At 65.1% G+C, this 13,037-nt stretch carries 10 protein-coding genes; 3 read left to right on the top strand and 7 right to left on the bottom strand.

The genetic code is table 11. The annotated features are described in order from the left end of the window. Positions 1–15: 15 nt before the first annotated feature. From NIBR502772_RS01570 to NIBR502772_RS01600, 7 genes are all read right to left on the bottom strand, one after another. Positions 16–1,548, bottom strand: a complete 1,533-nt coding sequence (locus NIBR502772_RS01570; RefSeq protein WP_141138788.1) for a S8 family serine peptidase — start codon at positions 1,546–1,548, stop codon at positions 16–18. Between the two features lie 170 nt (positions 1,549–1,718). Then, positions 1,719–2,789, bottom strand: a complete 1,071-nt coding sequence (locus NIBR502772_RS01575) for a Gfo/Idh/MocA family oxidoreductase (protein ID WP_141138789.1) — start codon at positions 2,787–2,789, stop codon at positions 1,719–1,721. Positions 2,790–2,948: 159 nt separating this feature from the next. Beyond that, complete coding sequence (locus NIBR502772_RS01580; protein WP_141138790.1) at positions 2,949–4,667, bottom strand: ABC transporter family substrate-binding protein; 1,719 nt, start codon at positions 4,665–4,667, stop codon at positions 2,949–2,951. A gap of 49 nt (positions 4,668–4,716) precedes the next feature. Next, entirely contained in the window at positions 4,717–6,948 is a 2,232-nt protein-coding gene (locus tag NIBR502772_RS01585; RefSeq protein WP_141138791.1) for an ABC transporter ATP-binding protein, read from the bottom strand. After that, on the bottom strand, positions 6,945–7,919 hold the full coding sequence (locus NIBR502772_RS01590) for an ABC transporter permease (RefSeq protein WP_141138792.1): 975 nt from the start codon (positions 7,917–7,919) through the stop codon (positions 6,945–6,947). Before NIBR502772_RS01590 ends, NIBR502772_RS01585 begins: the two co-directional genes overlap by 4 nt. A 2-nt stretch (positions 7,920–7,921) precedes the next feature. After that, complete coding sequence (locus tag NIBR502772_RS01595) at positions 7,922–8,905, bottom strand: ABC transporter permease (protein ID WP_141138793.1); 984 nt, start codon at positions 8,903–8,905, stop codon at positions 7,922–7,924. A 360-nt stretch (positions 8,906–9,265) separates the two neighbouring features. Next, positions 9,266–9,874 (bottom strand): TetR/AcrR family transcriptional regulator, encoded by a 609-nt coding sequence (locus NIBR502772_RS01600; RefSeq protein ID WP_141138794.1) that lies wholly within the window; start codon positions 9,872–9,874, stop codon positions 9,266–9,268. A 121-nt stretch (positions 9,875–9,995) separates the two neighbouring features. Between NIBR502772_RS01600 and NIBR502772_RS01605 the strand changes: the two genes are divergently transcribed. The 3 genes from NIBR502772_RS01605 (at position 9,996) to NIBR502772_RS01615 (ending at position 12,990) form a co-directional block, all read left to right on the top strand. Continuing rightward, positions 9,996–10,553, top strand: coding sequence for an NAD(P)H-dependent oxidoreductase (locus tag NIBR502772_RS01605; protein WP_104062881.1), 558 nt, complete (start codon positions 9,996–9,998; stop codon positions 10,551–10,553). A gap of 197 nt (positions 10,554–10,750) precedes the next feature. Beyond that, positions 10,751–11,629 carry a GerMN domain-containing protein gene (locus tag NIBR502772_RS22670; protein WP_246848657.1) on the top strand — a complete coding sequence of 293 codons (879 nt, stop codon included), beginning with the start codon at positions 10,751–10,753 and terminating at the stop codon, positions 11,627–11,629. Between the two features lie 56 nt (positions 11,630–11,685). After that, on the top strand, positions 11,686–12,990 hold the full coding sequence (locus NIBR502772_RS01615) for a PLP-dependent aminotransferase family protein (protein WP_141138795.1): 1,305 nt from the start codon (positions 11,686–11,688) through the stop codon (positions 12,988–12,990). The last annotated feature ends 47 nt before the right edge of the window (positions 12,991–13,037 follow it).

The following is a 13,037-nucleotide window of genomic DNA, read 5'->3' on the forward strand; positions in this document are numbered from 1 at the left end:
TCTAGGTCGCCGCCTTCAGCCGCCGACCGCGCGGAGGGCGTTCACCTGGCCGTGGCCGTTGAACCCGTTGTAGCCGGCACCGCCCTGGCACACCTGGGGTGCACCGTTGTCCGTTGCAGGGAACGGGGCGTACACACTCATGTCAGCCGGGCAGTCCATCGTGTCGGCGGTGGTGTTGATCCGCGATGCCACGGTGCCCGGGTTGCTGACTCCGGTGCTGACCACCAGCGCCGCGACACCGGCAACGTGAGGTCCGGCCATCGATGTGCCTTGCAGGTAGCAGTACGTGGCACCCGAGTCCACCACCGGACGGGCGCACGGTGCAGCGGACGGCCACGCGGACAGCACGCGGCCGTTAGTGGCGGCCGCCGTCTGCTGCAGGATCGAGTCGCCGCCAGGCGCGATCACGCTGACGGCGCCCACACCGTAGCTGGAGTAGAACGACTTGATCAGCTTGTTGCCGTTGGCGCTCACGCCGATCACGCCGGGAACTTCCACCGGAACCACGGCGCAGGCGTTGGTGATGTCGCGCGTGAACGGGGTGGTGTTATCCGGGCTGGTGACATCCTGGGTGGGATGAGCCAGGTCGTCTGACTGGTTGCCTGCCGAGGCGACAACTGTGGTGCCGTTTTGCTGGGCAAACTTGATGGCCCGGCGCTCGGCTTCCCAGATGGCCCGCTGGGTGGGGTCATTCTTGCAGTTGAAGAGCCAGGGATCGGCAAAGTAGCTGTTGTTGGTGACCTGGATACCGTTCGATCCTGCCCACATGAAGGCGCAGACCACGGCTTCGGGGTAGAAGAATCCGTCGTCATCGCCGGCCTTGATTCCGGCAATCTTCACGTTCGGCGCCACGCCCACCATGCCGATGCCGTTCTTCGCGGCGGCGATGGTTCCTGCCGTGTGCGTGCCGTGGCCGTTGTTGTCCATCCAGGCCGCCGGATCCGTGTTCGGGACGCCGCCAACGCAGGAAACGCTCCTGGAGAAATCAACGTTCGGGGCAAGGTCCGGGTGCGTGTGGTCCAGTCCGGTGTCGATGTCGCCCACCACCACCGAGGCGCTGCCGCCATTGATCGCCCGGGCGGCCGGGGCCTGGATCTGGTCCATATCCCATTGGAGTGCGGCCAGGTTGTCATCGCCGGGCGCCGGGGCGCCGGGTGCTATGGCCGCCACAGCCGCACCGGAGTTGTCGTCTTCGACAGCCACGGCGAAGCCTGCTGTGGAAGCGGCCCCCTGAACGGAAGAATCTGCCGCGCGCAGGGCCGCATCAAAGCCGCCGCGGTCCGACTTTACGATCGCCACACCGATCTGCGGATAAGCCTGCACCACCGTGCCCCCGGCGGCCCGCACGGCCGCAAGCGAAGTGCGGGAAACGCCGTTGGCCTTGTACAGGACAATGTAGGTTTGGCTTCCGGCTTGGGCATTTGCCTGCATTACGGTTTTGGCAGGCTGCCCACTGGCCGACAACGCCGCAGGAGCCGCGGCGGTCGAAAGGCCAATGGCGAGGGCTAGTGCCCCGATTGGCGCCACAAGCTTGGTGAATCTTTGCATGGTGTTGCTCCAATTCCGCCGGCGGGCACCACGCGATCGCAGGTGCCGCTGGCAAGAGTCAATCGATCACGACCCTGACGGCTGTTTGCCTCGGATCCTTCCGGGCTACACCTGCCCAACAATTCGGTATCACCCGCAACAGAGACCTTAGTGACTCACATCACGCAATTTCAATAGGCGGCGGTTCCGTAAGCCCGGGCTGATTCGATAATCTTCAGCACCTCGACGGCGTCTGCCGGGTCTACCGGGAGGGGCAGGTTGGAGGAGGCGCCGCCGTCGTCGATCTTGGCTGCCAGGAGCCGGTAGAACTCGGGGTAGGCACCTCGTTCCGTGGGCAGAGGATCGAGGTGGCCGTCGCGGCCCAGGGCTCCTGCCCATTCCGGCTCCTCAACGCCGTATTCAGTGTCCAGCGGGCTGCCGCCGGCAACGATGTACGGTTCCTGCGGGTCGATCCCGTGCTTGGTGAACGCGCCAGTGGATCCGAGAATGCGGAAGCGCGGGCCCTGCTGGGCGCAAAGCATGTTCATGCTCAGGTGGCTGGTCACCCCGGACTCGTGGTTGAGCACCAGGAAAACGTCATCGTCCACCTTCTCGTGCGGACGCCGCGCCTGCAGTTCCGCGTGGGCCACGGCGGCTGGACCGAAAAGCAAAAGCGTCTGGTCGATAAGGTGGGTGCCCAGGTCGAACAGCACGCCGCCGCCGTCCGCCGCCGTGGCGCTGGCTTTCCACGCCTTCGAGATGTCCGGGGACCAGCGCTCGAAGCTGGACTCAAAGCGGGTCACGCTGCCCAGCGCTTCGCCGGCCAGCAACTTCTGCACGGTCAGGAAATCGCCGTCCCAGCGCCGGTTCTGGAAAACCGACAGCACGCGGCCCAGCCGCTCCGCGAGGGCGATCAGCTCCTGCCCCTCGGCGCTGCTGACGGCGAACGGCTTGTCGACGACGACGTCGACCCCGGCCTCCAGGGCGGCCTTCGCCAGCGGAAAGTGAGTGGCCGGTGGGGTCCCCAGCACCACAAGATCAAGGTCACCGGCGAGCGCAAGGACAGCAACGCCGTCGGGCACTGTCTTGGCGCCGGGGTACCGCTGTGTCGCGGCAGCCTGCCGGCCGGCGTCGGACGTGGCGATAACGTCCAGCGAGTAGCGGGGATCCGCCGCGATGAGCGGCGCGTGGAAAACGCTCCCTGAGAGTCCATAGCCGACGACGGCGGTGCGGATAGTGCGTTCAGCTTCAGTCCCGGTCATAAGGGCTAGGCTACCGCGCCGGCACTTGTGAGAGAGCGATCCGGAAAAACCTGCGAAAGGTGAGAGCGCGTCCGGGGGCGGGAACGACGAAGGCCGGCACTTCCCGGTTTGCGGGTTGTGCCGGCCTTCGCCGCATAGCGCTGATTCAGTCAGGAAATGTTACTTCTTGATCCAGCCCAGGGTGGACCAGTCCGGAACCTGCGAGAGGCTCTGGAACAGGGACGGGCCGTAGTTGGCCAGGCCGGTGCGGACGAAGGAGATCTGCGGGCCGTTCATCACAACACCCATGGAGAAGTACTTGGCCATGTGCTCCTTTTCAACCTCCATGGCTGCCTTGTTGCGCTCGGCGTTGTCCTCGATGGAGGCGAGATCGGCGATCTTCTTGTCCAGCTCGGCATCGCCAAGACCGTTTTCGTTGACCGTGGAGTCGTAGTACTGCTTGACGGCATCGGTGGCATCCGGGCCAACGGTGTAGCCGGAGACGCTCATGTCGAAGTCGCGGCCGCCGATGACCTTGCCGAAGTCGGCGGAGGCACGCTGGTCAATACCAACATCCATGCCGCCGGCCTGGAGCTGCTTCTGCAGGGTCTGGGTGAAGGCGAGGGTGGTGGGGTCGTCACCAAAGTTGCTGATCTTGAAGGCGGCGGGCTTGCCGTCCTTCTCCATGATTCCGGCGGCGTTGGGCGCGTAGCCGGCGTCGGTCAGGACCTTCTTGGCAACGTCCGCGCCGGTTTCCTTCACCGGGTAGTTGTCCTGGTAGTAGTCCGAGAACGGCAGGACCATCATGGAACCGGAGCTGGGCTCTTCCCAGTTCAGGCCATTGAAGCGGACCTTGCGGAGGGCTTCGCGGTCAACAGCGGCGAAGATGGCCTCGCGGACGGCGACGTCGGTGATCTTCTGGGCGTTGATGTTCATGCCACCGGCGAAGAGGCGCTGGCCACGGCGGACCTCGGAGTCCTTGGTGCCCTCAAGCTGCTTGTACAGGGCGATGGTGTTGGCGGACATGGCATCGATCTCGCCATTCTTGAAAGCAGCGATCTGTGCGCTGGTTTCCAGCTGGCGGAAGACGACGCTTTCCAGGACCGGCTTGGTGCCCCACCAGTTGTCGTTGGGGACCATGGTGACGGTTTTGGCTGCGGCGTCGTACTGGTCCACCTTGAAGGGGCCGGCCATCCATTCCGGATGCATTTCGCCCACGAAGCCTTCGTTGAAGATCGCAGGCGTGTTCACGGCCGGGTGGATCAGGCCGAAGAAGAGCGAATCCACGGGGTAAACCGGCTGGGTGGTCTTGACGATGATTTCTTTGTCGCTGCTGCCAGCCTCGACGGACTCAACGAATTCATAGGCCCCCGAGCTCACAATGTCGTAGCCGGCATCCGGGCTCTTCAGGATGTTCCAGGTGTTCTGGAAGGCCTTGATGTCGATCGGGGTGCCGTCGTTGTACGTGGCCTTGTCATTGACCTTGATGGTGACGGTCTGCTTGCCGTCCACAACCTTGCTCTCCACCGACTCGCAGAAGTCCTTGTTAGGCGTTGCCTTGCCGACGAAGTCGACCTTCCAGCAACCGCCGATGCCGCCACTGTTCACGGCCACCGGGTTGATCGGGGCCATCATCGCGGAGTTGTCCGAGCTGTTGCCGTTGTTGGAGAACCCGTTGAAATCCGGCCCGATGCTGCCCAGCGGCAGGGTGACCTTGCCACCAGGCTCAAGATCAGCGGCCGGCTTCTCGTTGATGCTGATGAGCTTGGCCAGGTCACTGCCCGTTCCCTGCCCCTTGGCGGTTTCCGGTCCGGTGGGTGTTCCGCCACCGCCGCAGGCCGTCAGCGCCAGGGCTGCGGCAATGGCCGCTGCGCCGCCGATCTTGGTCAGATTCCTCATGGTTTTCCCTTCATAGGTGCGGGTGGTGCTTGTGATGGGTCGAAAAAATCTAGGGTGCATGGGGTTCCGCCGTTTCGTGGACCACCAGCATGTGCTCGTCCAGTTCACCATCCGGGAAGAAGCAGGCGAACTGCTGATCCGGTGTAGGCGCCGGGCCGGCCTCCAAAATCTCCACGGCAGCGGAAGGCTGCACGGCCACGAGCGGAGGCTCCAGGGTCAGGCAATGCTCCTGTTTCGCAGCGGGAAGCGCCGCGAAGACGGGGCAGCGGGTGGCGAAGTTGCAGCCCTTCGGGGCATCCAGCGGAGACGGCAGGTCCCCTTGCAGGATGATCCGCTCCCGAGTGCGCTCGAACTGCGGGTCTGGGACAGGGATCGCGGACAGCAGCGCGCGGGTATACGGGTGGCGGGGGTTGTCGAAAACCCGGTCCACCTCCCCGATCTCCACGATCTTCCCCAGGTACATCACCGCCACCCGGTTGGAGATGTGGCGGACCACGGACAGATCGTGGGCCACCATCAGGTAGCTCAGGCCCAGCTCGGCGCGGAGCTTGTCCAGGAGGTTGATGACGCCGGCCTGGACCGAGACATCCAGTGCGGACACGGGCTCGTCCAAGACCACCAATTTGGGGTTCACGGCCAGTGCCCGGGCGATGCCCACGCGCTGCCGCTGGCCGCCGGAGAACTGGTTGGGGAACCGGTTGACATGGTCCGGCTGCAGGCCCACCAGATTCATCAGTTCCATGATGCGTTTCTTGATGGCCCTCTTATCCAGGCCGGCGTTCTGGAGCGGTTCGGCCAGGACCTCGTAGACGGTGAAGCGGGGGTCCAGGGCGCCGGTGGGATCCTGGAAAACCATCTGCATTTCCTTGCGCATGGCGCTTTTGGTCTTGGCGTCGGCGGCCTGCTTGTTGCTGATGCCGCCGATGATCACCTCGCCGTCCTGGTCTTTATGGAACTCCATGATTTCCAGCAGGGTGGTGGTTTTGCCCGAACCGGACTCGCCCACAATGGAGAAGCACTCGCCTTCGCGGATGTCGAAGCTCAGGCCGTCCACGGCCTTCACGGTGCCGATGCGCCGCTTGAGCAGGGCACCCTTGGTCAGCGGAAAGTGTTTGCGGACATCCTTGAGTTCCAGCACGGTTGAGCGGTCCCCGCGGGGGATGAGGTCAAAGCGCGAGACCGGGACCGGCGGGGCGGAAAAGATCTCGTGGACATCCACGTCCCCGCCGAGGGAACCGGACTTGATGCAGGCCGCCTGGTGGTAGCCAGTCCCCGGAACCGGACTCAAAGCGGGCTCGCCGTCCAGGCAGGCATCGGTCACCAGCGGGCACCGCGGCGCGAAGGAGCAGCCGGTGGGGGTGTGCAGGAGGTTCGGCGGGATGCCGTCGATGGGGACCAGCGAGGATTTCTCCGCGACGTCCACGCGTGGCACCGCCCCGAGCAGGCCCATCGTGTAGGGCATCCGGGGATCGTAATAGATGTCATCCACGCTGCCGGTTTCCACCGGCTTGCCGGCGTACATCACCATGATGTCGTCGGCGATGCCCGCCACCACGCCCAGATCGTGCGTGATCATCACGACGGCGGCGCCCGTTTCCTCCTGCGCCGTATGCAGCACCTCCAGCACCTGGGCCTGGATGGTGACGTCCAGTGCCGTCGTCGGCTCATCCGCGATCAGCACGCGCGGGTTGTTGGCGATGGCGATGGCGATCATCACGCGCTGGCGCATGCCGCCGGAGAACTCGTGCGGAAAAGCCCTAAGCCTGTTCCGGGGGCTGGGAATGCCCACCATTGCCAGGAGTTCGACGGCGCGGGTTTCCTTCGCCGCCTTGCTCATGCCCGGGTTGTGGATGGTGAGGGCCTCGGTGATCTGGGTTCCGACCGTGTACACCGGCGTGAGGGAGGACAGCGGGTCCTGGAACACCATGGCGATGTCGTTGCCGCGGTACGCACACATGGCCTTGTCGCTGAGGCCCAGCAGTTCCTTGCCCTTGAGCCTGACCGAGCCGGAGATCTCGGCAGTGGCGGGCAGCAGGCCCATGATGGCCAGCGATGTCACCGACTTGCCGGACCCGGACTCCCCCACGATTCCCAGCGTTTTGCCGGGCATGAGGTCGAAGTTGACGCCCCGGACGGCATGCACAGCTCCGTTTTCGGAGTTGAAGCTGATGTTCAGGTCCCGGACGGACAGGACAGCGTCCGACGGCGAGTGGAGACCGGCGATGTGGAGCCGCTCGGCCGCTGTGGGGGCCGGGTCAGCCGGCTCAAGGAAGGTGCTCATTTGCTCATCTTCTCTGCGCTGTTCTTTTTGGCCCGGCCAACCGAACTGGAGCTCGGGTCGAAGGCGTCGCGCAGGCCATCGTTCATCATGGCCAGGGACCCCGTAAGCAGGAACATCACGGTGAGCGGGACCCAGAACATCCAGGGGAAGGTCTGGACCTGGGACGTGGCGCCGCCAATCAGCACGCCGAGGCTCACATCCGGCACCTTGATGCCGATGCCGATGAAGGAGAACGCCACTTCGGCCAGGATGGCCCCGGTGACGCCGCGGGTGATGTCCAGGACCAGCAGCGACCCAATGTTGGGGACCAGGTGCCGCCACACGATGCGCCGCGGCGGGACGCCCATGTACTGGGCCGCTTTGACGAAGTCCCGCTGCATCAGCGACATGGACATCGAGCGGATAAGCCGCGCGGTCCCCATCCAGCTGAACACGAGGAGCACGATGATCAGCAGGAGCCAGCTGGGGAGGTTCTTCTTCAGGCCGTCCCCTCCGCCGCTGGTGGCCACTGCCACCACCAGCAGGGCGGGCATCATAATGAGGGCCTCCAGGACGAAGAGCATCACCTTGTCCACTTTGCCGCCGAAATAGGCCATGGTGCAGCCATAGACCGCGGCAACCAGGACGGATACGAGGCCCACAATCAGGCCGATCATGATGGAGATCCTGGTGCCCTCAACAGTCATGGCGTAGAGATCGATGCCGGCCTGCGAGGTGCCGAGGAAGTGGTCGCCGGAAGGCGGCATGCCGATATTGAAGGGGTCTATGGTCTCCTTGTCCCAAGGACTGAAGAACCCGCCGACAAAGGAGAAGATGGTCAGGCCCAGGAAAACCGCCAGCCCGGCGACGGCAGTTTTGTTCCGCATAAAGCGGCGGAAAATGATGGTGGATTTGGCGATCACCACATCGGCATTTTCGAGGTGCGCGTCCTGCGCCACTGCTGCCGGATCCACGGCATTGAGGTTGGTCATGGCTACTGCACCCTCACTCTCGGGTCAACAAGCGTGGTGGCGAAGTCGGCGAGGATGGCGCCCAGGGCGAAGATGACCGAGCCGTAGGCGAGGGTGGCCGTGGCCGCATTCACATCCTGCAGCGAGATGGCGTCAATGCTCCAGGACCCCACTCCTGGCCAGGCGAAGATCTTCTCGGCGAAGAAACCGCCGGCGAAGATGGCCGGGATGGTGAAGGCGATGCTTTGGGCGACCGGGATGAAGGAAACCCGGAGGGCGTGCCTGGTGATGGCCTGGTTCCGGGTGAGCCCCTTGGCCCGTGCCGTCCGGACGAAGTCCGCATTGACGTTGTCCAGCAGGTACTGGCGCTGCGCGATCTGGTACGAACCCCAGCCGACGAGCGTGATGGCGATCGTCGGAACCGCATAGTGGGCCACCATGTCCACAAACTGCGCCCACCCGGGTTGCATGCCCGGCGTGGAGATGCCTGTCACGAAGAAGATGCGCTTTCCGACGGTTTCGTTGATGTTGATGGCACCGAGCTGCACCAGGAAGTAGGCAATGGGGGCGGGCACGATGTACGCGAGGTAGCTGTAGGACGTGATCACCCGGTCCTGGAACTTGTACTGCCGGGCCGCCGAGTAGACCCCGAGGGCGACGCCGATGACGAGGGTCAGGACGATGGATGCGAGGAAGAGCCGGGTGGAGATCCAGACGCGGTCCCCGAATTCAGCGTTGATGAAGGCGCCGTTGGGGCTGCGTCCCCAGTCCCAGCGGGTCACGATCCCGGTGAGCCACTCAACGTAGCGCTCCCATGGGCTGAGGTCCGGATCCAGGCCTTTCAGGCGCATGGAATTGGCGACCTGCTCGGGGGTGGGGCGGGGAATCCGCTCCTGTTCGAGGAGGGCTGGCTTGAGGGAGCTGACGGCCAGGAAATAGCCGGCTGACGTGGTCAGGAAAATCATGAAGACGTAGGTGATGCCGCGCTTGGCGAGGTACCTGATCATGTGGCAGCTACTTCGGGTTCGTTGCCGCCGGGATTCTGGACGAACACTCCAAGGGATGCCCTTGGGCCGGCATCGGAGTTCCTGCCTTCACTACATCCACGTTCCAGATCCTTCCGATTTCCCGGCCAGCAACGGGTCTCGCCGCCACCGGGTCCCCACCAGCGTGTAGCCGGCCTCCCGCGACCAGCGCAGAGCAAGTCCGGGTGGACTATGTTGCGGGTCACATTCCAGAGGAAACTACCACAGAGTAGCGTCCGAAATGCGGGCACCTGAGCGGAATCCGCGCGCTCCGTATCAGATTGTTATGAATAATTCAGTGGAATTGATATGACTGGACGAGCCGCTGGATTCAGGCGTAGTCTACCGCCCGCGGACCACCCGCGTGACAAGTTCCCGCCAGGAGTCCGTCAGCCGCTCGGGCGCCAGGCCGTGGACGCGGACGGCGTGCAGGAGCCGGTCCGGATCCAGTGTTGCGGTCAGGGACATGGCCATCAGCAGCGGGTCCGCGTCCATGCCCTCCTCCCGGAGGAGGAGCTCGATGTGGCGCTGCCACAGCTTGACTGCCGGGACCTCATAGCGGCTGTGGGCCGAAGCCTCGGCCGCCCTCGCCAGGTCCCCGTGCTCCATCACATAGGCGATCCGCTCCGCACCGAAGGCGATCAGCCGCTCCAGGCCCGGGGCGCCCGGCCCCAAGGGCGGCGGGCCGAACATAAAGCGGGCCTGGAAGGCGGCCTCGGAATCGCTCAGCAGCGTCATCATCAGCCCGGCGCGGCTGCCGAACCGGCGGAAGACGGTGCCCTTGCCCACGCCGGCGCGCTCGGCCAGCCGGTCCATGGTCAGGGCGTCCGGGCCACACTCGGCAATCAGCTCCCGCGCCGCGCCCAACAGCCGCTCACGATTCCGGGCAGCATCACTGCGCTCAGCGGGCGGGCCGGAGAGCGAACCGGGCAGCAGCGGGATAAAGCTCACAGTCCATATCCTAGACCCGGGAATAATAATCGGACTACGGTCCGTTTAGTCCATGAAGGCACCAAGCCTCCACCCTTCCATCGGCCAGCGGTCCCACCGCGGCCCACTAAAGGAGTCCGTTATGTCGAAGAGCACCGTCCTTACCCTTGTTGGCAGCCTCCGCGCCGAATCCACCAACCAGAAGCTCGCCGAAGCTATCCAGCTGAACGCTCCCGAGCAGGTTGACGTGGTCATCCACGAAAGCCTGGGCAACATCCCGTTCTATAACGAGGACATCGACGTCGAGGGCCAGGTTCCCGCCGCGGCCGCCGCCCTCCGCGCAGCCGCCAACGATGCCGACACCATTCTCCTGGTGACCCCGGAGCACAACGGCACCGTGCCCGCATCGCTGAAGAACGCCATCGACTGGCTGTCCCGCCCCTTCGGTGCCGGCGCCCTCTCCGGCAAGCCCACCGCCGTCGTCGGTACCGCATTTGGCCAGTTCGGTGGCGTGTGGGCACAGGACGAGGCCCGCAAGGCAGTGGGCATTGCCGGCGCCCAGGTGCTCGAGGACGTCAAGCTGGCCGTCCCGGGCTCCATGGTCCGCTTTGCCGAGCTGCACCCGAAGGACGATGCCGAGGTAGTGGAGCAGATCAAGGGCGTCTTCGACGCACTCGCCGCCGCAAAGCCGGCAGCGTAAGGCAGCCGCACGCAGCAGCGCCAAGCAACCAAATGCCCCGGGCACCGCAAGGTGGCCGGGGCATTTGTTATCGCACCGTGAGCGGACCGGCGCTGACGCCCGTACGTGTGACCAAGTCTTGTTCCAACCGGTACCTCGCGGGCATTTTCAGGGCTGAGGGACCGCCGTAACGTTTAATGCACGGAGAGCATTCGGGGATGGAACGCGGTGCGGACATGGCAGGCAGGCGGAGCGCCGGAAAGCTGATGGCGACGGCGGCAGCACTTACGCTTCCGCTGTGGCTGGGATGCTGCGCCCCCACCTCCAACCCGTCTGCCGGGAGCAGCGTCGCACCCGGCGCAACCACCATTGAACACTCGGACCGCGTCCAGCCGCCGTTGGTTCCAGTTCCCCAGCCGCAGGCACCCCCGCCGGTCACCGCTGTGCCCGCCGAAACCACCGGCCCGTCCGCCGCTTCGTCCCCCGAGCCCTCGGGCCACGCCTCCGGCGGGACGCCCGGAACACCCGGGCAGGGCTCCGGCACCACTCCCTCGTCCGGAACGGCTTCGCCCGGAACTGCCGCGCCGGGAGCCGCCGCGGCACCCGGTACAACTACTGCCTTGGGAGCGAGCCCCTCGCCGGCCCCCGAGTCCTCGGCCCCGCCCCCGGTCCAGCCGGCCCCTGGCCAGTCCGGCGGATCCCAGACGGTGACCGCCTACTACGTGCTGCTCGACGACGGCGGGGCGGGAGGTGTGCGCTTTGGCTGCAACGACAGCCTGGCCGGCGTCCGCCGCACCATGGCGGGCTCCACGGAACCGTTGGCCAACGCCATGCGCGCCCTGCTCGACAACGCCACAGAACCGGCCCCTGGCCTGTACAACTCCCTGTCCGGCTCAACCCTCACGTTCCTGTCCGGCACCTTCGACGGCACGGCCGTGACAGTCTACCTGTCCGGCTCGATCCGCCCGGCGGGGGTGTGCGACGTCCCGCGCATCGAGGCCCAACTCACGCAGACTGCCGTCGCGTCGGTGGGCGCCATCCGCGCCGAGGTCTACGTCAACGGCGTGAGGCTCGCCGAGGCACTACGCCTCCAGTAGCGCAACTGATCAACAGATGTTGCCTTATCGGCAACTGCCGGCTGTATCCTGAAGGTGTGAGCCACGAAACACTTGATGCCGGCGCAGTGCAGCTACCGGCCGAAGCCATTGATGCCATCGAGCGCGCGGCCACGTCCGCCCACCGCGCCGCCCATCCCCACGAGGCGCTGTTTTCGGAGCGCGCAGCCAACATTAAGCAGTCAGCGGTGCGGGACGTTTTCGACATTTCGATGCGCCCCGGACTGGTGTCCCTTGCCGGGGGCAGTCCGTACCTGCAATCCCTTCCGCTTGAGCGGCTGGCCGCCACGGCGGCAAGCATCATCGCCAACGAAGGGCTCACGGCCCTGCAGTACGGCGGCGGGCAGGGCACGGAAGAACTGCGCACCCAGATCTGCGAGGTGATGGCGGCAGAAGGAATCCTGGACGCGGTCCCGGAGAATGTGGTGATCACCGCAGGCTCCCAGTCGGCCCAGGATGTGGCCACCAAGGTCTTCTGCAACCCGGGCGACGTGGTGCTGGTCGAGAACCCCACCTACGTGGGTGCCCTCAATACGTTTGAGGCATACCAGGTGGAGGTGGCCACCGTGGAAATGGACGACGACGGCCTGGTGCCTGAGCTGCTGGAGGCCCGGATCGCCGCCCTCCAGACAGCCGGGAAGAACATTAAGTTCCTCTACACCATCCCCAACTTCAACAACCCCTCAGGAATCACCCTGGCCGGGGAACGCCGCCAGCGGGTTGTTGATATATGCCGGAACGCGAATATTCTCGTGCTGGAAGACAACCCGTATGGGCTCCTCCGGTACAACGGGACACCGCTGGAACCGCTCCGCGCGGCCAACCCCGCCGATGTCATCTACATGGGATCGTTCTCCAAGATCTTCGCCCCTGGTCTCCGCATCGGCTGGGCATTGGTCCCGGAGCACCTCCAGCGGCGCTACTACCTGGCATCCGAATCTGTGACGCTGTGCCCGCCGACGCTGAACCAGATGCTGGTGTCCGCCTACCTCAGGGACTATGACTGGAAGGGCCAGATCGAGACCTACCGGGATCTGTACGCCGAACGATGCACGGCGATGTTGGCCGCCCTGGACGAATACATGCCAGCCGGCACCAGCTGGACAAGCCCGGAAGGCGGCTTCTTCGTCTGGGTCACGCTGCCGGCAGGCGTGGATACCTATCCCCTGCTGCAGAAGGCGATCGAAGCCGGTGTTGTCTTTATCCCCGGGGCTGCCTTCACTCCGTCCGATTCGCCGTCCAATAAGCTGCGGCTGGCGTTCAGCGCGGTGCCGCCCAACGCCATCAAGGAAGGCGTCCGCCGTTTGGCCCCGGTACTGCGCGAAGCCCTTGCAGCGCTGTAACGTTGGCCGGACTGAGTGTGGCCACGATTGATACTGAACAAGGAGTA

The organism is Pseudarthrobacter sp. NIBRBAC000502772, assembly GCF_006517235.1.
Taxonomy (GTDB): Bacteria; Actinomycetota; Actinomycetes; order Actinomycetales; family Micrococcaceae; genus Arthrobacter.